Source organism: Dyadobacter sp. UC 10 (assembly GCF_008369915.1).
Lineage (GTDB): Bacteria > Bacteroidota > Bacteroidia > Cytophagales > Spirosomataceae > Dyadobacter.
In genome coordinates, this window is sequence record NZ_VSRN01000001.1 from 754,091 (window position 1) to 774,782 (window position 20,692).

The 20,692-nt window shown below is 45.8% G+C and carries 16 protein-coding genes; 7 read left to right on the plus strand and 9 right to left on the minus strand.

What is annotated here, in order from left to right:
* Positions 1–26: 26 nt before the first annotated feature.
* Positions 27–3,482, minus strand: a complete 3,456-nt coding sequence (locus tag FXO21_RS02785) for a T9SS type A sorting domain-containing protein (protein ID WP_149638670.1) — start codon at positions 3,480–3,482, stop codon at positions 27–29.
* A gap of 276 nt (positions 3,483–3,758) precedes the next feature.
* Between FXO21_RS02785 and FXO21_RS02790 the strand changes: the two genes are divergently transcribed.
* Complete coding sequence (locus FXO21_RS02790) at positions 3,759–4,538, plus strand: carboxypeptidase-like regulatory domain-containing protein (RefSeq protein WP_149638671.1); 780 nt, start codon at positions 3,759–3,761, stop codon at positions 4,536–4,538.
* A gap of 6 nt (positions 4,539–4,544) precedes the next feature.
* Here the strand turns inward: FXO21_RS02790 and FXO21_RS02795 are convergent, their stop codons facing one another.
* Positions 4,545–5,360: an AraC family transcriptional regulator gene (locus FXO21_RS02795; protein WP_149638672.1), complete on the minus strand. Its 816-nt coding sequence runs from the start codon at positions 5,358–5,360 to the stop codon at positions 4,545–4,547.
* 591 nt (positions 5,361–5,951) lie between these two features.
* Entirely contained in the window at positions 5,952–6,719 is a 768-nt protein-coding gene (locus tag FXO21_RS02800; RefSeq protein ID WP_149638673.1) for a LytR/AlgR family response regulator transcription factor, read from the minus strand.
* Positions 6,720–7,075: 356 nt separating this feature from the next.
* Between FXO21_RS02800 and FXO21_RS02805 the strand changes: the two genes are divergently transcribed.
* The 4 genes from FXO21_RS02805 (at position 7,076) to FXO21_RS02820 (ending at position 12,281) form a co-directional block, all read left to right on the plus strand.
* Positions 7,076–7,831 (plus strand): hypothetical protein, encoded by a 756-nt coding sequence (locus FXO21_RS02805; protein ID WP_149638674.1) that lies wholly within the window; start codon positions 7,076–7,078, stop codon positions 7,829–7,831.
* 159 nt (positions 7,832–7,990) lie between these two features.
* The gene (locus FXO21_RS02810) at positions 7,991–8,374 is read left to right on the plus strand and encodes a hypothetical protein (RefSeq protein ID WP_149638675.1); all 384 of its coding nucleotides are present in this window, start codon (positions 7,991–7,993) and stop codon (positions 8,372–8,374) included.
* A 1-nt stretch (position 8,375) separates the two neighbouring features.
* On the plus strand, positions 8,376–9,692 hold the full coding sequence (locus FXO21_RS02815) for a hypothetical protein (RefSeq protein ID WP_149638676.1): 1,317 nt from the start codon (positions 8,376–8,378) through the stop codon (positions 9,690–9,692).
* A gap of 183 nt (positions 9,693–9,875) precedes the next feature.
* Positions 9,876–12,281 (plus strand): TonB-dependent receptor domain-containing protein, encoded by a 2,406-nt coding sequence (locus FXO21_RS02820; RefSeq protein ID WP_149638677.1) that lies wholly within the window; start codon positions 9,876–9,878, stop codon positions 12,279–12,281.
* A gap of 21 nt (positions 12,282–12,302) precedes the next feature.
* On the opposite strand, the gene FXO21_RS02825 is transcribed toward FXO21_RS02820, so the two are convergent.
* On the minus strand, positions 12,303–14,444 hold the full coding sequence (locus tag FXO21_RS02825) for a TonB-dependent receptor domain-containing protein (RefSeq protein ID WP_149638678.1): 2,142 nt from the start codon (positions 14,442–14,444) through the stop codon (positions 12,303–12,305).
* A gap of 38 nt (positions 14,445–14,482) precedes the next feature.
* Positions 14,483–15,109, minus strand: a complete 627-nt coding sequence (locus FXO21_RS02830; protein ID WP_149638679.1) for a dioxygenase family protein — start codon at positions 15,107–15,109, stop codon at positions 14,483–14,485.
* Positions 15,110–15,366: 257 nt separating this feature from the next.
* Between FXO21_RS02830 and FXO21_RS02835 the strand changes: the two genes are divergently transcribed.
* Both FXO21_RS02835 and FXO21_RS02840 read left to right on the plus strand, forming a co-directional pair.
* The gene (locus FXO21_RS02835) at positions 15,367–16,428 is read left to right on the plus strand and encodes a sensor histidine kinase (RefSeq protein ID WP_149638680.1); all 1,062 of its coding nucleotides are present in this window, start codon (positions 15,367–15,369) and stop codon (positions 16,426–16,428) included.
* A gap of 5 nt (positions 16,429–16,433) precedes the next feature.
* Positions 16,434–17,144 carry a LytR/AlgR family response regulator transcription factor gene (locus FXO21_RS02840; protein WP_149638681.1) on the plus strand — a complete coding sequence of 237 codons (711 nt, stop codon included), beginning with the start codon at positions 16,434–16,436 and terminating at the stop codon, positions 17,142–17,144.
* A gap of 12 nt (positions 17,145–17,156) precedes the next feature.
* Here FXO21_RS02840 and FXO21_RS02845 read toward each other — a convergent pair whose 3' ends face one another.
* From FXO21_RS02845 to FXO21_RS02860, 4 genes are read right to left on the minus strand one after another with little or no spacing between them, the layout of a single operon-like run.
* Positions 17,157–17,840, minus strand: a complete 684-nt coding sequence (locus tag FXO21_RS02845; protein WP_149638682.1) for a LytR/AlgR family response regulator transcription factor — start codon at positions 17,838–17,840, stop codon at positions 17,157–17,159.
* On the minus strand, positions 17,837–18,868 hold the full coding sequence (locus FXO21_RS02850) for a sensor histidine kinase (RefSeq protein ID WP_149638683.1): 1,032 nt from the start codon (positions 18,866–18,868) through the stop codon (positions 17,837–17,839). The genes FXO21_RS02845 and FXO21_RS02850 overlap by 4 nt, the downstream gene beginning before the upstream one ends.
* Before the next feature lie 46 nt (positions 18,869–18,914).
* The gene (locus tag FXO21_RS02855) at positions 18,915–19,688 is read right to left on the minus strand and encodes an ABC transporter permease (protein WP_149638684.1); all 774 of its coding nucleotides are present in this window, start codon (positions 19,686–19,688) and stop codon (positions 18,915–18,917) included.
* On the minus strand, positions 19,685–20,593 hold the full coding sequence (locus FXO21_RS02860) for an ABC transporter ATP-binding protein (protein ID WP_149638685.1): 909 nt from the start codon (positions 20,591–20,593) through the stop codon (positions 19,685–19,687). Before FXO21_RS02860 ends, FXO21_RS02855 begins: the two co-directional genes overlap by 4 nt.
* Positions 20,594–20,692 lie beyond the last annotated feature (99 nt).

Here is a 20,692-nt window from a genome sequence, read left to right on the forward strand (position 1 = left end):
GTATGGATTGAAACTGATCTCTCTTCTTAATTCTTCACAATACGATGCACGCTCACCAGACCGTTCGCACTGCTAATCTGAATGACATAGCTCCCGGCAGGAAGTCGGGACACATCGAGCGATCCGTGTGCTAAATGCCAGTTTACAACCGAATTCCCTCTTGAGTCGAAGATTCTAATCTGGTGGATCTTTGCAGCGGATTCCAGATAAACCTTGCCGTCGGAAACAGGGTTTGGATACAATACAACCTCACTTTCAAACCGCAGGTTTTCAATCTGGCTGTAAGCGAAACTACTGTCCTTATCCACCATTTTCAGGCGGTACAGGTTTTCGCCCCCGGCCGGATTTAAATCCCGGAATGAATAAAATTCGAAGTCGCTACGCTCACCTCTCGCCGGGACACTCCCAATCAGGTTCCAGTCTTTACCATTGATACTATGCTCAATATCAAATCGGTCACTGTTGATTTCAGACGTAGTTTTCCACGTAAGCAGCGCCTGGTTTTCCTGTCTGACAGCAACAAAAGAAACGAGCGTGACCGGCAAGGGAGGGCTTTGTGAATCGGATATTAAAAATAAAGAAACCGGCGTCACCAGCCCCGTCGGCACCACGGGTGCACAATCGATCGGTTGTCCGGCGAAATTGTAGCAGTAAGAAGCCCTCACCGGCCCTGCGGCGGTATTTGAACGTACCGTTTTCAGCCTGTTAAATCTGTCATATTCATAAAAGGTTACCTTACTATTTGCATCCGAAATACTTTTTAAGCCGATCAGCGGATAGTACTGGTAGGTACGTATTTGTGGAAAAGCCGTATTCGCTCCCAGGGTTTCAGAAGCCAGCATATTGGCATTACCCCCGCTGGTAAACCAGTCCAGCTTGGTGACAAGACCATCCCTGGAAGTGATTTCCAGCGGGTAACCCCGATCCGAATAGCTATTAAAGGTAGTTTCAGTTTCCACCGGGCCCGCCACATTGTTGTCGATGCGCTGCGTCGAAATCACCGATGGGACATATATGCAGGGATTGGAAGTACCCCAGGGACCGGATGCACAGATGTAGCCGGTTTTTGTTTTCAAAGCGGAATTACCCTCTTTTACCGTCTCGGTTAATATAGGATTCACCACATTGGCATTTGTCATATTGACATAAGCCGGATCGTCAAACGGATAAGTAAAGCTCGTTTCAACAGTCTGCCCTTCACTGTTGGTAAAAGTCTTCGACCTGGGCAGAAGATAATCGGCGGGGTACTGATAAGTTTCGGTAGTTGTAATGCCGCCTCCTGCATTTGCATTTTTGATCACCTGCTTTTGGGTAAGCAGGGCGGAACCCGTTCTGATCTTGTAATCGAAAAGATGAAATGCATCCTTGGTATGCTCGCAAATCAAATGTGCAAAAGAAGGCTCGCCCGTGTCGGCGTCGGTGGCAAATGGTTCAATGTACTGCGCCTGCAGGGAGTCACGGATCACCTGCGTATATAGAAAGTTTTCCTTCCAGATTGTGCTATAACTACCGCCAGTATACGCCATTGCCTCACGGGAAAGCAGATGCGAGCCTTTCCAGAAATCCACATTGGATAGATACCTTATAAACGGATTGTTTGCAAAGCCCAGACTTGGCGAGTCGTACGTGAATACCGTTTTGCCCTGGTTCGAGTTTATATTTCCAACATATTCAGTAGCAAGGGTGTAGATCACCGGGCTAGTCTGGAAATAAGACGAACCATCAACAATATCGGAGGACACTTTTACGACATAGAAATTTTCTGCTTCACAGCCGCTGACCAGTGGCGCATGCCTGTTGGTGTAGCCCAACGTCCAAAAGCTTTCGATCTGAAATGGGTTCAGGCGAATAAACCCGCAGCCATCGCATTGCTCTCCACCATATTCATAGGATTTAATCTCCTGCTGCCCATCTGTATTATTGATGATCCTTTTTACTCGTAAGCCTCCGGCGCTCCTGGCTGCGCCACCCCACCATACCTTGTTGCCTTCAAACTCGAATTCTGTAAAGCCCGCAGTAGGGTAAGTGATCTTTTTCAGGACATAATACCTGGTCGCATTTTCATCCGCCTCCCTGTTTGCCGTCCCGGAAGAATAGCTGCTTTGTCCTCCGCCTTTTGCAGTTACCAGTACTTTAAAATGACCGGGTATCAGGCTTGTGTTTGCATTCTGACCATTGTAAAAACCCCAGTAATCCAACCCTTTCAGATCAACAGGGTTATTCGGGGCAGGCTGCGGCGGCTCGTTGTATTCAAAAAGATGCGTTTCAGTCGCGGCCCCCGCAGGTACCCCGAGCCGGTCGATTCTGGTGAGTTTGAAGCGCTTGGTGTCACCGGTATAAAAGGCCTGCGAAAATGAATGTTTCTGAACCAGATTACTGCCAACGTCAAATACCTCAACCGATTTCAACCTGTTTCCATCAAATACACCAGGTGAATTTCCGCCGTCTTCGTAACTGAAAAGCACTTTGCCATTTTCCCACTCAATAGACTTCAGCATCGTCACGTAGTGCGTGGAATTAACAATTCCCTGCGAGATGTTGATGTGCGGAAAAGCATTTGCACCGGCAGTGACAAAACTTCCAATGGATTGCGGCGGGTTCTGATTATCGTAGCTGCTAATTTTGCCGATGTCGGTCCGCGAGTTGGAGGTGCTGTAAACGCCCGTTGCATATTTCAGTATAATATGTTCCTTGCCGCCCTGTGAAATCACATCAGTGAGCAGCCAGGATGTTGTGAAGCTCCTCCCTGCATTTTTCTGATCGGGGATCGTCGTTTCGATCGCGTCTATGCTCGCTACCGAACGGCCGTAACGATAGGTTACGCCGTTTTCATCTACGATTTCAAAATAGGTAAATGCTGCATTGAAAGTTGGTGTGTTGGAAGCAATTTTCAGCGGACGAAACGGAACGGTAACCGGCTTGTTAGACCCCGTGTAAATCCCGTTCGCATCGAAGATATTCTTTAACAAAAACTTACCCGAACCCGTCGGAAAGCTGTAATAGAATATGTCGGGCTGCAAATCCGTCCCCGAAAACGTTTCATCCGCGGCGAGCAGGATCTGGTACAAGCGTTTGCTGGCATCCGCGTTCTGTGCAGTTGTCCCTGCAAGCTGACCGGCCGGAATGATACTGGCGGGAGTACCTGCCAGCTCGTCCGGGTCGCCGGCAACGGTGCGCGAAATACGTCCGCCTGCGTGGAGCGACCACCCCAAACCTACATTACCGCTACTCTCCCTCGGTCTGAACCCGCCCGCGTGATAAGACAGGGAAATCGGCAGCGATAGTTTACTCGTATTAATGGTGTAAAGCGGAATACTGATCTCAGGTACACCAGTTACATGTCCTACCGGATGATCGCCGTATCGCTGAAAAGAGGCGGCTTGTGGCGATGGCGGTGATATCTTACTTTGGTTACTGCCCTGTGCGTAACTGTTCAGGCACCAACAGACCGGTAGCAGGAAGGGTAAATAGAAATACTTCATATTGACCTGTGCGAATTGGAAAGTAAATTGATTCGCCAGTTTTAGACGCGGCCATTCGCCGGAGGTAACGGTTATGTGGCCGATAATAGAAGCGCAGTTATTTGCCGGTCGCTTCCACAATTGAATGGTTTTTCGAAATGACGAATATGCAGATTTGTAGACAGTGCCTTCTGTATCACAGTCAGTACGTCTTTTTTCTCAATTCAATACAATCTTAAATGCGCGAAACAGAAGTGCGCGACAATTTTGTGACTGTTAATCAAACACAAAACAGCCATGACTAAAACTTCATTCTTTCGCGCGTTCTCACTCTTTTGCATTTTTACATTGACTCAAACTGCCTGTACTACCGATGACGTACCACCGGAAAGTGAACCGAAAGGCCAACCGGGGTTTGTGACTGGAGTAGTAACCGGGCCGGACGGAAAGCCGCTTTCCAAGGCCACAATCCATTCCGAGCATACAGTTTTGATCGGTCGCGGGGCGGAAGCCAGGTCCGGCTCAGATGGTACGTACCGGATCGCGCTGGTGGAAGGGCTCGGGCATTGGATTGTGAGAGGATACATTTTAAAAGAGTATAATGACCGCGTCTACAAAATCCTGCTGGACCCTGAAAATCAGGACTCTTTCAGTGAAAAAGACAAACCGGTCCGTAATTTTCAATGGAAGCTGCAAGGTCACATTCCCGATCAGAGCCTGAACCAGTTTTACGGCGGGACTGCCGAGTTGCAGCGCGACCCTAACTCGGATCTGAATGATACCGAAAATGTTGTATTCACCTTCCAGCCCGACGGCCCGCTGATCGACGGTTCACAAGGAAAAACGCTTCAACTGAAAGGCGGTAAACGTGGTACGCAAAATCACAATTTCATCCACGATATCCCGATCGGCCGCTACAAAGTGACCGCCATTTACCAGCCCACCGGCCAGCAATTGCTCGTAACCGATTCCTGGAATGACGGGGAATACCGCGAATCAGCAACTATCGAATTCTTCGGGACCGAGGCCTCCTATCGCGCAAACCAAATGGGGATCGGTTTTACGGACAGATTTTGAAGGGATTTAAGTTTGAATGATCTCCGCAAAATTCTCCACCAGCTCATTCGCCCTCTTTTGAAACCGGAATGGGGAATCGCCGGCAAATTCTTTGAAGGAACGGATGAAATGTGATTGGTCGGCGTATTGGTTCTCGTAGGCAATGTCGGAAAGCTTGTCGAAGCCATTTTCCCGCAACTGGTTCAGTGACGATTGAAAGCGGACGATCCTGCAAAACTGGTTGGGTGATATGCCGATCACCTGCTGAAATTTTCTTTCCAGCCCGCGTTCCGAGAGTCTCGTTTTCTCCTGTATCGCAGCCAGCGGAATTGCGCCCTTGTACTTGTAAATCAGCGAAAGCGCAGTCATAATGTCGGCGTCGGCAGTGAAGGAAGTGTGTTGTGTTTGCTGTTTCAAAAATCCGTTCAACAATGCGACCTTGCTGCAAACACTGTCGGCTTCTGATAGCCTTTCAGTCAGGTATTTGCCACTGCTGTTCAACTCAGTAATATCTACGCAGGTATTGGTGAGCTGGCTTGCAGAAAGTCCGAAGATCGTTTTCAGTGCGTGCGGATAAAAATAAACACCGATTGCGCGAAAAGCAGGAGGCGATTCTATTTCTGTTGCGGAAGTACTTTGGCCATACAAAAACGTCGAAGGAAGTTTTTTGCCAAACTGATAAAAAGAACCGTTTGCCGATTCATGGAAAACCATTCCCGGCGAGCCGTCGGCAATGGTATTAAACCTGCGCGGGGACACCCTGACACTTTGGTCTTCCAGCACCCAGAAGTACTTTACATAATCGCGTAAGTCCGGCGATGGCTGAATTTTAAAGTGTTCCATAATTGCAAATTACAGAAACAGAAAATTTTAAGTTCAGGCTCTTGCGGATTTTTTGGCTGTTGGCTATTGGCTTTTGGCTATTGGCTATTGGCTATTGGCTATTAGCTTTTAGCTTTTAGCTTTTATACTATTTATTGAGCAACTTGGTTCAATAGTGCATCGTACAAACTGGAACCTGAAGAGTTATTCTTACCTGAATGCTATTGGCTGTTGGCTATTAGCTTTTGGCTTTCATACTATTTATTGAGCAACTTGGTTCAATAGTGCATCGTACAAACTGGAACCTGAAGAGTTATTCTTACCTGAATGCTATTGGCTAATAGCTAATAGCTAATTGCCCATAACAAAAGTGAAGGGGAACCTGCCATCTCCCGGCCTTGGTTCCCCTTGCAGGCTGATACGAAGATCAACCGAATTTTAATCTAAAACAGGTCAGTCAAGCAATATTCTGACCTTACACTTGCACTGAATTTGAAGAGGGGTTGTTTTTACGTGATATAAAACTAGTCATATTACTTACGTGCCAATTTCAGAATTATACCGATACGGTATAATTCCATTCCAAATCCCTGTTTTTACAAACGAAGCTTTTTACCTGCTTTTGACCACATTCAATTTGGCGATCAAATCGTGCCGGCGGCCTTCGGGGATGGGAATTTTGTGAATCCCGGCGATGATCTGATTTGCACTGAGCCTGCTGATATGATCCAGGTTGATAATGTGTTTGCGTGAAAGCTTGTAGAAGTAGCTTTTCAGTTCGGAATAAATGCGCCCGATGTTTGGGGAAACATAAATGTAGTTGTATGTTTTTTCGGGATACAGTCTTTTAAATTCCTCCTCTGTGATGTAGATCTTGGCGTAAGGCCCGTCGGCTTCGATGAAGACGATACTGCTTTGGCGTACCTGAATGTGTTCTTTGTCCGTAAAAAAAACAATATGATCACTTTGGGTCGTTTTGGTTGCCGGGAGGTTACCAGCCTGAAAATTATGCAGCGCCAGATTGATCTGCACGATCAGCTCGCTCGGCCGGATCGGTTTTTCGAGAAATGCTGCCGGAAAAGTAGATTGGGACCGTTCTGCAATCTCTTCATAGGAATCTTCACCGGTAATGTAAATAATAGGTATCCACTTGATGCGAAGAAGTTCCTGTGCAGTCGCAATACCGTCCTCCGGTCCATCCAGTTTCATATCAATCAACGCCAGGTCGCACATCTGGGCTTTCATGGTGGATACGGCATCGGTAAGATTTCGGGCAATCCCCGTGACTAAAAACCCTTTTCCATTGAGCTCTGCTTCAAGCTGCCTGGCCATCAACGGATTGTCTTCCACTATTAAAATCTTAGCACCTTCGGACGTCATAACTTTAATTTAATTGCCCAAAATAAACCTATTCACATTTTAATCCAAGATAAACAAATCCATTTTATAGAATTAATTCGATAAAATTTTTAAACTAACCAATAAAAATTTACCTTTTTCTTACATCAATGTTTGAGGAAGGCAGAATGGACGATTGGGTTACTACGGTGAGGCTTGTATAGGAGAGCAGCAACCTCGATTACTCAAAGCATAATTTTATTACATTTTAGCCTAAAATCAAACGACAGCCCGCTATGCCGGACGCGGATTTTTTTCAATGCCGCTATTTTTACAAACTGAGCGCTTATTATATACAATTAAATTATATATTTAAAGACTGACTGTACTTTTAAACTATGCCCGTAAAAACACTGAAAATCATATTGACGACCCTGTACATTATTCAATCGATCGCGGCCTCAGCTACCGTTTGTATCCCCATTGAATTTATCGGCAAATATGAAACTTCAGCTTTCATAGCCCGGGTAACCATCACAAGCGTCGTCCCGAACGAGAAGGACCGCTTTTACTATAAGTCTGACATAAGCATCCGGACCCTCTACAAAGGCCCGCGAATAACAAGTATCCTGATTGAGGGAAGCAGCGACGGAAAGGTGCGGATGACGTCTGATATTTTCTTTCCCAAAAACACAGAACTCCTTGTGTACGCGCGCTTAAATGAAGATGGCCAACATATTTTCGGCTCCTGCTCTGGTTACCAAATTTTAGATAAAAAGCCTTCCCATGCTACCAGACGAGAGCTCGCAATGCTGGATGTCCTGAAAAAGAAGCATAAACCCGGCTCTACTATTTATAGATATAGCGCAGAATTCGGCGATCAGCTCAAACCGCTGCGAGGAATCAGCCTTTCCAAAAGCTTTGCCATCTACGAGATCACATTCGGATCCGGCCGCCAGATCGATTCTGTCCGGACGGTGAGCGGATTCACGTATGAAATTGACGAAAAGCTGAAAACGATCGTAAAAAGCGCAGACTGGATCGGCCACGATCCGGACCCCGGTGCATCGAAGGGCAAAAAGCGATTGGTCGCATTTTACTATTATGAGGCGGAGAAAAACGAACTCAGCTTTATAGGTGAATGGGATGTATAGGATCGTAAAACTACTCCACAATGGAGGATTTTAATTTTTGATTCCGCATTTAACATCGCTTTATTTACTGGTTATTATGAATGGACAAAGCACATTTTGCGCCAGCCACCTATTTAATGCAGAAAAGGCATAACAGCCGGTCGCTTTAATTACCCTGCTATGATGAAACCGTTTTACATTTTTCTGGCTGCATTAACACTTATTTTAAGCGTCATTGTTTTTATCAAATACAGGAAAGTAACGTTAGCCAAATCCTACAATGAGGTTGACAGTCTGGAAATAATGCTACAAGACGTAAAAAGTCACCTTGCACCAAAATCGACGATCGGGTTTCAAACCAACACAGCGCAGGAAAGAGATATTGATCTGTATTTCAAATCCGCGTTTATTCTGGCTCCGGCAGTGGTAAAGCCCGGGCCAGGCGACACCTTGTTGATCATACAGGACCGTCACCTTCCCGCCTTATCCACTGATAAATACATCCATCTTAAAAATGGCGGAAACACGAAATTGACTTACAGCTTGCTCCGTATCAAAAACTGATATGCTTATTTTTACTTTTCTGATTTCCATCGCTTTTGCATTTGTCAGGATAAACGCCTTTCTCCATCAAAAACACCCCTCAGGCAGGCACCTGAATTATATGGTGGCTTTTGCATTATCAATTTCTCTTTTTTCCTACCTATACTATTTAAGCCTGATTTTCAGCATTAGTTATGAGCATGTATTGATTGGTATTATTATCGCCGCCACTTTATCGGGTTTGCTAAACAAAAAGGATCGGGACATTCGGCAATTCAGTTTTACTCGGATACAGGGTGCCGGCAACCTGTTTATTCTGGTTATCGGGATCCTTTTTCTCACGATAAGGTTTCTGATTTACGTGCGTCGCTGGGGAGATTGGGACGCCTTTGCGATATGGACCATGCACGCAAAATTCCTCTACTACCCGGAATTTTGGACCAATATGTTTACCAGTAACCTTTCCGGTACTCACCCCGACTACCCTCTGATGTTGCCGTCGTTGATTGCATTCACCTGGCCAGGCATCGGCCTGATAACCCCCTTGGTTCCTATCGTCATTGCGAATTTCGTTTTCATCGCCATACCTGCGACTATTTTTCTGGCATTGAACCGGTATAACTACAAATTCGCTGCACTGATATCGCTGATTGTGTTCGCGTTGGATGCTAAATTTATACAGATTGCAGGATCTCAATATGCTGATACGCTATTGTCGTTTTTTATCCTGATGACCTTTGTTCTCCATAAAGAAATTGAAGAGGCAGGTGGAATAGCAATTGTTTTAATAACGGGGTTTATTGCGGGCAGCGCAATGTGGGTTAAAAACGAGGGACTTCTGTTCTTTGTCATATTTCTGGCCTTGTTTGTCTGTTTTAATTACAGAAATCCTCGTGTAATCCTGGGCTTCCTGGCCGGTGGAATACTTCCATTACTGGCGTTAGTCTTTTTTAAAATTAAGCTGGCACCCGGAAATGATCTGGTTAATTCCGACAGGGCCGGAGTTCCGGACCTGATCCTGGACGTTGACAGATATATGCTGATTATTAAACATATGTCGTCGACCTCTACCCGGTATTATTGGGTGGTGCTGTTAGCTTTTGTCGTTCTGGTTATACGGAAACAACCATTTTCAAGAACGCTGCCATTTCTGGTCGTCAGCCTGTTATTTGCAGGCTATTTTGCGATCTATCTGATCACACCTAATGATCTTGACTGGCATTTGGGAGCTTCGATTGATCGGCTCATGCACCATGTATATCCTGCCTGCATTTACCTGTTTCTTTTACGGTTCAGTAAAGTTTCAGGGCCGGGATATTACAATTTGCCAACTACTTAATGGGAAACGAAATGACGATTCTTGCCTGAGCAAGAGCAAATACCTGATATACAAATTATTGCACTTTCATGTTTAGCTGAGTCTTGGTCGGGATAGTACTGACAGCTAAAAAAATTGCTCCGAATTTGTCACGTTTCCGAAGCTGGCTCGTCTTTGCGATACCACGAAACGGAAACCCATGCCATGAAAAGACTTTTGCCTTTAATTGCTGCGTTTACAGCAACCAGTTACCTCTCCTTCGCTCAGCAAATCAAGATTTCAGGGCTGCTATTGGATTCTACGGCCACCAAACCGGTTGAATTTGCCACCGTAGCGCTCCTGAAAAACGGCAAGCCCATACAGGGCGTCAATTCCGATTCCAAAGGACGATTTATTTTCAACAAAGTAGAAAAGGGTGAATATGCCGTTCAGGCGTCGTTATTGGGCTACGTTAGCAAAACTGTTGATAAAATCGTGGCCGCTGGCGAAGACATTGAAATAGGTATTATCAAATTGTCCCCAACCGTGCAGAATCTGAATGAAGTGACTGTCACCGAGCAGAAAGCGTTGTTTGAAGAAAAAGCTGACCGAATGGTTTATAATGCTGAAAAAGACATCAGCATCAAGGGCGGCGATGCGACAGATGTACTCAAAAAAATTCCTTCCGTCGCTGTGGATATCGAAGGAAATGTTCAATTGCGCGGCAGCTCTAATATCAAGGTATTGATTAATAACAAACCGTCGAGCATTGTGGCGCGCAGCGTTTCAGATGCGTTGAAGCAGATTCCGGCGGATATCATTAAACAAGTGGAAGTAATTACTTCACCATCGGCCAAATATGACGCTGAAGGCACGGCAGGAATTATTAATATCATTACCAAGAAAAATACGCTGCGCGGCACAAGCGGCTCGGTCAGCCCGAATTTCGGACAATGGAACAACTGGCAAAACGCCAGCATTAACCACCGCATGAAAGCCATCAACATTTCTGCCAACGGCGGATTTAATGATTGGAAAAACAAACGCTTCATGCAGCTCCGCCGCTCATTCACAAACGGCGACACGCTTACCGACCAAAATCAGCCACAAAAGATCACCGGCAAAGGCAAAAATTTTTACGGGACGGTGAATGTGGATTGGGATGTGGACTCACTGAACAGGATCGGTGCCGGTCTCAACTATTACAACGGCGCCAACACCAACTTTTTCGATATTGAATTCACGGAAAGCAGCCAGGATGTAGTCGGACAATATTTTCAGCGGGACATGAGCCGCACTTACGATTGGGCTGGTGCGACAGTGAACCTGGATTATACGCGTTTGTTCAAAAAGCCCAAAAAGGAGATAAACCTGCTGATGATGTATTCCTTTGAAGGCGAGGACAGCGATTACTCGTCCAACCTGCTTAACCGCGAAAACACGGTTTATTACCGTGAAAAAAGCTACAACATCAGCAACAATAAGGAAGGGACCATTCAGTTGGATTTCACCAATCCGCTCGATAGCATCAGCATGCTTGAACTGGGTTCGAAAACGATTTTTCGTCAGATCCTGAGCGATTACCGCATTTCCAGTGCGCTAGAGGGTTCAACGGATTTCAAGGACATGCCCGAGCTGGCCAATATATTTGATTATGCCCAGCAGGTAACATCGGCTTATGTGGTGTATACCCGCACGCCCAAAAAGCGCTGGGGCATTAACCTGGGTGCGCGTTACGAACACACATTTATCCAGGCCGATTTCCTGAACGGTACTACTTCATTTTCAAACAATTACGGCAATCTGATCCCCAGCGTCAGCTTGTCGCGCAGCATAAAGAAAGATCAGCAACTGCGGCTGAGCTATACGCAGCGCATCCAGCGGCCGCAATTTTACTATCTGAACCCATACGTGAACCAGGCCGATTCTAAAAATCAATATGGTGGAAATCCCTATCTCAAACCTGAGCTAACGCACTCTATTGAAGCCAATTACAGTGTTTCTATTAAGCAAACCAGCTTTAACGCCTCGTTCTTTTTGCGCCAGACCAACAATGCGATTGAAAGTATCAACACGGTCGACACCAGCGGTGTGTTGAAACAGATCTTTCAGAATGTTGCCCAAAATTCCGCTTATGGCTTAAACCTGAGCGCTAACACGAAAATTATTAAACAATGGAGCGTAAACGGCTCATTGAATGTGTTTTACAATGTGTTAGAAAGTGAAGAACTGAAAACACGCAATGCAGACTGGATGTATCGGATCAACCTCAACTCCAGCATTGATTTCGGCAAAGGGATCAAGGCGCAGCTTTTCGGGTTCTATAACTCTGCGCGCGTTAACCTGCAGGGAAAATATGGCGGCTTTGGATTTTATAATATGGTGCTGCAAAAAGAAGTGCTAAAAAAGAAAGGCACCATCGGTTTTGGCTATGATAATCCATTTAACAGGAGAATCAAATGGCGAAATGATTTCGTAGGGCCCAATTTTGTTCAGATACAGGATGTGGCCATGTACCGCAGGGGCTGGCGGATCAATCTGAAATACGAATTCGGACAAATGACGAGCGGCCCGCGGCAGAAGAAACGGATCAGTAATGATGATAAAAAAGGCGGCGAGGGCAATAACTAACATAAAAACAGTGCCGAAACCTTAATCCGAATTTTCTAACTGCCTCATCTTCGGATTTTCAATTTCTTTCTTACCTAATTTGAATGAGGCAGAAAACCTGATGTTCTGGTTTTGGTAACGGAATGTCTGGATCTGGCGATAGGCCTGGCTGATCACTTCTTCTTTGATAAATGTGTGTGGTGTCAAGAATGCATCGAGCCTTAAACTCAGGTTAATCCGCTCGTTTTTCGACTTTTTGTTGATAGTCATGCTATAATATTTCCAGCCTGAACGATAACCTTGCAACCGGAGGTTTTTGCTGTCAAAGAACCCGTAAAAATCCACACTGAATCCGGCTCCGATCTTGTAGCTACTGTTAATCACCAGCTGACGCATTAACCCGGAGTTCGAAATGCCCAGCGCGGCGCTTCTCAGCCATACATATTGGCCGGTAAATGTGCTGCCAAGCGTAAATTTCGGCGCTGGTTTCCAGGTTAATGTTGCTGATAAACCCAGCCTGCGGTTTTTTCCCACGTTCCTGAATGTGCTCTCAAATAAACCCGCGGATAAGGGTGTACGGATGTTTTCAATGCTGTTTCTGTTGTCGTTGAAAAATAATGCAAAGTCTTTGAACAGTTTGGGATCCGTTTGCGTGAGGCTGATTTGGTAACGATTGGTCAGCTCGGGTCTCAGATAAGGATTGCCATATTGTGCCGTTAATGAATCGCTTCTGTTTACCGTCGGATTGAGATAACCAAAATACGGTCTGGCAATTCTGGTCGTGTAGTTGAACTTTAGACTGGTTTTTTCACTGATCATCCGGGTGATCAAGATCTGGGGAATGACATGATCATAAGACGGAACCCGCAGTGAGGTGTCCTGAAAAACAGCATTTAATTTAGCTCGCTCATAGCGGATCCCTGTCACGATCGCCCATTTTTCCAGTTTCAAACTCACGCTGCCATACACTGCGTAAATGTTGTTCAGGTAACTGAAATGATTGCCCCGCGCCGCATCATTCACAAATTCAGACTCATCAAAATGATAGATTCCGAACCGGTTATCGCTGTTCATATTCTTCCGCGTCAGCTTTACGCCTGTTTCCAGCTTCCAATGTTCATGAAAGGAATTGGTATAATCTCCCTGAAAGGTGAAGTCGCGCAGGCGCATGTTGCTTTTGAAATTTTCCCGATAACTGATCAATTCATGCTGAACCTGCTCCATGTCATATCCGCTCGTCCCATTGAACATGGCATACATTGCGAGTACTGAAATTTCCTGGCGTCCGTTTTGTGAAGCGCCATTATATCCGGCATTGAATGAGTTGCCTTTGTTGTCCATTGGCGTGATGATATTTCGTCGGAATGCAGGGATTAATTCGTCGTCAACCTCCGTAAAATTGTCAGAAACCGTTACTGTTTGATTAGGCATACGCCGCGCGCGATAACCGATGCTCAATGTGTTTAAAGAATCGATACTGAACAGCATATTTGCTCCGCCAAAGAAGTAATCACCTTTTTGCCTCGATTCATTTCTTTGAATAAGTGTCAATTGCGCCGTGGTCCTTTCCAGTTCAGCACCGTTTTTGTTCCAATATTTTTGATAATAACCGTCTGCATTGACGAGCACTTTGCCGCGTTTGCTGTGAACCTCGGCCATGATACTTTCATTTCTGTTTGCCAGGACACCGGTAATACTGCCGTTGGTGGCGTCCTTTCGGATCTTTCTGGTTATGATGTTGATGACACCGTCCGTTCCCTCGGCATCATACCTGGCGGATGGATTGGTGATCACCTCCACTTTTACAATATTTTCTCCCCTTATTGCCTTCAAAGCGTCAGAAACCGATGAGGCGTAAACTTCCGACGGTTTGCCATCGATGAAAACCCTGATATTGGAACTCCCCCGCATCGTCACGCCGCCATCCGCATCGACTGATAACATCGGCACTTTTCTCAAAATATCAGCGCCGTCAGAACCAGCCGGGGAAGGCAGGCTTTCCGCATTGAAAGTGATGCCATCGGCGCGTTGTTCGACGAGCGGCTTCTGTCCGCGAATGGTTACGGCTTCCAGCGTTTTTGCCTTTAACGTATCCACCTTAGTATCCTTATTATTAGCATCCTGAGCTGATGAACTTATTGTACAAATCGCGCACAGCAATGCCACGAACACAAAATTTCTCATGTTCTTTCGGTTAATATAAATGGTTGAAGCGGGTAGCTTTACTTCTTTACGGGGTAATCCGGGATGTTTTTACCTAAGTAAATATTCCGCTCACCTTTGTACATATTGCCCACGTCGTGGATCTGTACAATGCCGCTTCCGCCGCGGTTTTCCAGTTTCGCGCGCTTTTCGGGGGTTAAGAGCGGGTCATCGGAGAATACGAATTCGTCAATGTAATATTCGTTGATGCCCGGTTCTTTGATGGTAGCGTGGATGTGCGCGGGTTCGTCGCCGCCGGGGTAAGGTGCAGGACGCAGGCAACCGAATTTGTATTGCCCTTTCTGGTCCGTTTTTACCCAGCTACGCAAATATCCGTGCCTTTTGGCCCAGCCTTTTTCATCTCCTTTTTTAGGATAAACGCCTTTTTCGTTCGTGTGATAAAGGTACAGCACGACATCCCGTGCCGGCGTTCCATCCGCTTTGAATACCGTTCCATTAATACCCATCGGCTTTTTTCCGTCCCAGCTAACCTCCGGGAGCTCAACAAATGAGGGCAATTTTTCAAAAGGGACCGTATTTTCATAAATCGCCTCGCAGCCTTCGCAAGGACCTCCTACCTTTTCATTTTGCGCAAAACCGGCTGTTACTGAAATCGTTATCACTAAAAAGGACGCTAGCGCTTTCATGGTCTGATGTGTTTTGGTTTTCGAAACAAACAAACCACAAGTATTCATCACTTCAAAAAATAGTAGAGCAACGACGTGATTAGTAGACAACCGTTCAGCCCGTCAATCCCGGGTGATGCTTCCTCTACTTTTTACGCAGTTAGTCGACTATATTTCGCAGATTAAATGCTTTTCTTTTCATTTACGAGAGGTCAAAATATACATTGATTTCCAGTAATTTAAAGCAATCATGCGCCACGATTTTAACTGAAAAACAAATGGACTTCTTTGACAGAAACGTCAAAATCCCGTTCTCAAAACGCGAGATATCCGTCAAATACGCGCTGCTCCATGCTGCTTACTGGCTATTCATCACCGGTTTTTTCATCTACGAAAAACGCTACCTGATCTATAAAGCCAGTATGCCTTATTTTTTGCTCTGTGTAGTGGGCCGGATTTTAATGCTGATCGTGATCGCCTATTTAAACCTCCATTTTTTCCTGCCCAACCTGCTGTTAAAGAAACGCTACTTGCTATACGCAACCGCCGTTTTTCTTTCGATATTGGGGTACCTGCTCATGCAGAGCGTTTTCGATTTTTACCTTTACGGCTACGTCATCGGCCCGATGCGCAACAGCGATTGGGTGGAAACATTGTCCTATAATTTTTTCAGTACACTTTGGTATGTCGGACTTATGCTCGCGCTGAAACTGAGCCTCGACTGGTACGAGCAGCAGCGCGTTTTACAGAAAATAACCGTTGAAAAATTGCAGGCCGAGGTCAATTTTCTGCGCGCTCAGGTGAACCCGCATTTCCTGTTCAATGTGCTGAATAATCTGTATGCGCTTACATTAAAAAAGTCGGATCTGGCGCCGGATGTGGTGCTGAAATTGTCCGAAATGATGGAGTATATGCTTTACGACAGCGATGATTCGCGCGTGCTGCTGCAAAAAGAGATTGGGTATCTGAACACTTACCTGGAATTGGAAAAACTGCGTTTTGGGGATCATTCCGACATTACCCTGCATGTCAGCGGGGATATAAACGGCCAGGTTATCGCCCCGTTACTTTTGCTTCCGCTCGTCGAAAATGCGATGAAACATGGCGTAAGCAGGCAAAATGGCACGGCCTGGCTCCATGCCGATCTCCGGGTGAGTAAGTCGTCTGTCAAACTGGATATTGAAAACAGCAAACCGGCTGTTGTTTCACCTGCGGGCAAGGGCGGCATCGGGCTGGACAATTTACGGAAACGGCTGAACCTGCTTTATCCCTCGAGACACACATTGAATACCGAAGACAAGGGAAATTCCTTCCTGGTTAATCTGGAAATTGAATTTTAGAACATATGCTAAAATGCGTGATCATTGACGACGAGCCGCTTGCGCGCGGAGTTGTGGAAGGACACTTAAAAAGGCTGGACTTTATTGAATCTATCGTGCAATTCGGCCATGCTTCGGACGCCAAAAAATATCTGGAAACAAACGAAGCCGACGTGCTTTTTCTGGATATTGAAATGCCGGAAATGACCGGGATTGAATTTCTTAAAACATTGGAACAACCACCCTTAACCATTTTTACGACGGCTTACCGGGATTATGCCTTCGAAGGTTTTGAACTGGGCGTCATTGATTTTCTGCTCAAACCGATCTCGTTCAACCGATTTACCCAGGCTATTGAAAAAGCAAGGGATTTTCTGGCATTGAAAGATCAGAATGTCAACATTGAGGATAACGCCGGTGAAATGCACGGATCTGTTTTTGTCAAAAGCGGCGTGCAGCGGATCAGGTTGCAATTTGATGACGTGACGCATATCCAGGGATTGAAAGACTACGCGATCATTTATACCCATTCGGCAAAAATCGTAATCAAAGGCTCCATTAAGGCGATGCTCGACATATTTCCAAAAGCCGCATTTCTTCGCGTCCACAAATCCTTTATTGTTTCCATCGCCAAAATCACCCTGATCGAAAAAAACCGGATCGCTCTGAACGGACATCAGATTCCTATAGGCCGAAATTTCAGGAATGAGCTCGAAAAAGCGATCGGTGAGCGGTGAGTGCCGTTAATATTATTTACCGATCAGCTCTAAAAATTGCGTGCGGTAGGTCGCAGAAATTGGGATATAGATGTTATTAACCCTCACTTTTTCTTTTTCCACAATCTCGATTTTGTCGAGAGAAACCATAAAGGACTTATGCACCCGGCAAATGGTGTGCGCGGATATCTCTTTTTCAAAATCGGTAAAGGTCTGCAATGTCATGATCTTCTTTTGGGTAGTATGGATCCTGCGATAGTCCCGCATTCCTTCAATGTAAAATATCTCGTTCAGCGGTATTCTCTCCAAACGGTTATCCGTTTTGACAAAGATCCACTGTTTGTCACGGAGGTTTTTACCGGCTAACCTGGTGCTCGCCTTATCTACGGCCATCATGAACCTTTCGAAGGTAAACGGTTTGAGCAGATAATCGGTAACGCTTAATTCAAAGCCTTTTAATGCAAATTCATGATAGGCCGTGGTGATGATCACCTGACTTTCAACGCGGGTGGATTCCAGCATGCTGATCCCGGAAAGTGCGCCCAGGTTAATATCCAGGAAGATCAGGTCGACCTGATTGGATTTTAAAAAAGCAAAGGCATTTTCCGCCTTGTCGAATGCGCCAATCAGGTTCAACAAGGGCAGGCGGAGTACGTAACCTCTTGTCCGTTCCATCGCAAGCGGTTCATCTTCTACGATAATGCAACTGATTTTCATTCGTCCACCGTTAGTTTTACCCGATAATGTTGACCTTCAAGGCTAGTCGATAAATGATATTTTCCAGGGTAGAGCAGTTCCAGGCGCCTTTCCATCAGCTGCTTTCCGAGACCGCCCGTATGCTTCTCGGCCTCTCGGCCCGCTTTCACCAGATTATCACATTCGAATGCAACAACGCTTTCATTTAGTACAAACTTAATCCGAACAGCTCCATTGGTGGTTAAATCCGCATGTTTAAATGCATTTTCAATAAAAGGAATGAATAACATGGGGGCAATCATTCTGGAACCGGGGTCACCGTCGACGATATATGTCAATGCATTGTCATTGGCAGTCCGTATTTTTTGCAGGGCAATATACTTTTCAATATAAGCAAGTTCTTTCGTTAAGAGGATCCGGTTTGTTTTAGTCTCGTACAACATAAACCGCATGATATCCGAAAGCTTGTTCAGGTAGGCAGAAGCTTTGGCGCTTTCCTTTTCGATCAGGATGTCGATGTTATTAATAGTATTGAAAAGAAAATGCGGGTCGAGTTGTGATTTGATCAGGGCGAGCTCCATTTCATAGTTCTTTTGGTCCAGCTCCTCTTTCAGCTTCATGTCCCGCAACCATGTTTCGAAACCTTTTATAATAAAACCGATCGATCCGTTCACGAGGGCGATGAATGCCAGCGGGAGCACCACCGCAATGAGACCGATTATGCCGTCATTGTCTAAAAATTTCGTATCAAAAAGCAATGTGAGCACAGCGGTGCCTGTGAGTGCAGAAAGGAGGGCAACGCCGAGGGACAACAGCAATGTGGAAAATAAATTTTTAGTTCGCAGGTAATAAGGAAAAAGCAGGCAATAAAAGGCATAAAACCCTATTACGCCCGGAGTAACCGCAAATCCAGCCATGATCCTGCACCAATTACCGAAGCGCATCTGCTGCCTTTGAGATAAAGTCAAAAGGAAAAATAATACGGCCAAAAGCATCCCATATAACACCCAGTAACCGATCTGAATCAATGTGCTGACTGGTTTTTTCATGTGAACCAAAGCTGTTAGAAGGTTATGTTAGTTTGATACAAAGCGCTCAGCCCCTGCTTTTCTGGTTAATATAAAGTATATAATTCAAAGTGGTAAAGAGCAGGAAATACCCGACAGACCAGCCGAAAATATTAATGTCCGGATCGATTCGGTTATCATGGATCAAAAATTGTTTTGAGCAATACGTGTAGGGAAGGAAATAACCATACTTCCACGAAACGGCGATCAGGGATGCGATGACCATTGCGAAACCTACGCCGATCGGCACCATGAAATTCCGGATGTGAATACTCAGCAAATACTGCAAAGAGAGAATTGGAAGGCTGTAAAGAAAGAATTTGGCATTCCCGGTCAAAAACTCCTGGTAAGGGAAATTTTGTTTGGGAAATGGTACATCCCGGAACAGCAGTGCAGGTATCATGCCCGTCAGCACGATGCCGACATTGAAGAGCAGAAAAAACTGGATCAGCATGGTGATCGCAATGCAAAATTTGGCAAAAAACAACACCGTGAAAGGCTGGGGCGTCGTATGCACCTGCTTCCAGGAATTGTTGCGGAATTCGATCTGGGCAAGCAGGCTGGCCGTCAGAATGATCCCTATGGGCAGTAGAAAAATGGACATATAGTTCCAGCACTGATTGTAAAGCATATTCCAGATTTTCTCCGAAGAATTACTTTGCACCAATGTTTCCGAGTACAAAATCCTTCTGAACAGCACGATGGCGGGAATGAAAAGAGCGCCTGCAATGGTGAGCCAGGAAGCGGAACTGTGTTTTTTCTTGATCCACTCGCTTTGAATACTTTGTAAGATTACCATCATGATTTGCCGATCAGGTCGATGAAAATGTTTTCAAGGTCTTTATTGTTACCGCTGATTCCGGACACCGAAATCCCTGCTTCCACCAGCTCCCGATTGATCGCACCGATCTGCGATTTCGTTAAACCAGACGTGATGAGCCTGTTATCATTCAATTTTTCAGCGAGGTGCCTGCCCATCAAAATTTCCATTGCCCTGGCCGCGTCACTGACCTCCCAACTTACCTGTAATGCCTGGTGCCTCCTTTCCCGCAGCTCACCCAGGGTACCTTCATAAATCAAGCGTCCCTTGTCGATGATACCGACGTGGCTTACGAGCTTCTCCATTTCCGCGAGCAAATGACTGGAAACCAGTACGGAAATACCATGTTCCCGGTTCATCCTGATCAGCATTTCGCGGATTTCGATCATGCCGTTCGGGTCCAGGCCGTTTGTAGGCTCGTCCAGGATCAGGAACCCCGGATTATGCAGCAGCGCTATCGCGATCCCGAGCCGCTGCTTCATTCCGAGTGAGAAACGGCCCGCTTTTTTGTTGCCGGTGTTGGGTAACCCCACCATTTCGAGCACCTCGCGAATACGATCTTTCGGACATTGGTAGAGCTTTTGGTAAACCATTAAATTCTCGGCTGCGGTAAGATGCCCATAAAAAGAGGGACTATCGATCAGGGATCCGATTTGTTTCAGAATAGCCACCCGGTTGTGTCCCAGCGGCTTGCCAAAAATATGAATCTGTCCCCTTTGCTGTTTGATCAGCCCGAGAACCAGCCGGAGCGTCGTTGTTTTTCCGGCACCATTCGGACCTAAAAATCCATAAATGCTGCCCCGTGGCACCCGGAGGTTCAGTTCATTAACCACCCGGTCGCCCCGGTTGAACTGGTGACATAAGCCGATGGTTTCTAAAATGTACATGTTGCAGATCCGTTGGTGAACGCTGCAAATGTAAAAACCCGGATTTCATTGACTTTTTGCGCTCTGCCAAATCGGCAAAACTGTCTGCAAAGTGGAGAT

Excerpts from the sequence above, each read along its gene's own strand:
- FXO21_RS02785 (WP_149638670.1), bottom strand. The coding sequence starts at position 3,482 with ATGAAGTATTTCTATTTACCCTTCCTGCTACCGGTCTGTTGGTGCCTG.
- FXO21_RS02790 (WP_149638671.1), top strand. The coding sequence starts at position 3,759 with ATGACTAAAACTTCATTCTTTCGCGCGTTCTCACTCTTTTGCATTTTT.
- FXO21_RS02795 (WP_149638672.1), bottom strand. The coding sequence starts at position 5,360 with ATGGAACACTTTAAAATTCAGCCATCGCCGGACTTACGCGATTATGTA.
- FXO21_RS02800 (WP_149638673.1), bottom strand. The coding sequence starts at position 6,719 with ATGACGTCCGAAGGTGCTAAGATTTTAATAGTGGAAGACAATCCGTTG.
- FXO21_RS02805 (WP_149638674.1), top strand. The coding sequence starts at position 7,076 with ATGCCCGTAAAAACACTGAAAATCATATTGACGACCCTGTACATTATT.
- FXO21_RS02810 (WP_149638675.1), top strand. The coding sequence starts at position 7,991 with ATGATGAAACCGTTTTACATTTTTCTGGCTGCATTAACACTTATTTTA.
- FXO21_RS02815 (WP_149638676.1), top strand. The coding sequence starts at position 8,376 with ATGCTTATTTTTACTTTTCTGATTTCCATCGCTTTTGCATTTGTCAGG.
- FXO21_RS02820 (WP_149638677.1), top strand. The coding sequence starts at position 9,876 with ATGAAAAGACTTTTGCCTTTAATTGCTGCGTTTACAGCAACCAGTTAC.
- FXO21_RS02825 (WP_149638678.1), bottom strand. The coding sequence starts at position 14,444 with ATGAGAAATTTTGTGTTCGTGGCATTGCTGTGCGCGATTTGTACAATA.
- FXO21_RS02830 (WP_149638679.1), bottom strand. The coding sequence starts at position 15,109 with ATGAAAGCGCTAGCGTCCTTTTTAGTGATAACGATTTCAGTAACAGCC.
- FXO21_RS02835 (WP_149638680.1), top strand. The coding sequence starts at position 15,367 with ATGGACTTCTTTGACAGAAACGTCAAAATCCCGTTCTCAAAACGCGAG.
- FXO21_RS02840 (WP_149638681.1), top strand. The coding sequence starts at position 16,434 with ATGCTAAAATGCGTGATCATTGACGACGAGCCGCTTGCGCGCGGAGTT.
- FXO21_RS02845 (WP_149638682.1), bottom strand. The coding sequence starts at position 17,840 with ATGAAAATCAGTTGCATTATCGTAGAAGATGAACCGCTTGCGATGGAA.
- FXO21_RS02850 (WP_149638683.1), bottom strand. The coding sequence starts at position 18,868 with ATGAAAAAACCAGTCAGCACATTGATTCAGATCGGTTACTGGGTGTTA.
- FXO21_RS02855 (WP_149638684.1), bottom strand. The coding sequence starts at position 19,688 with ATGATGGTAATCTTACAAAGTATTCAAAGCGAGTGGATCAAGAAAAAA.
- FXO21_RS02860 (WP_149638685.1), bottom strand. The coding sequence starts at position 20,593 with ATGTACATTTTAGAAACCATCGGCTTATGTCACCAGTTCAACCGGGGC.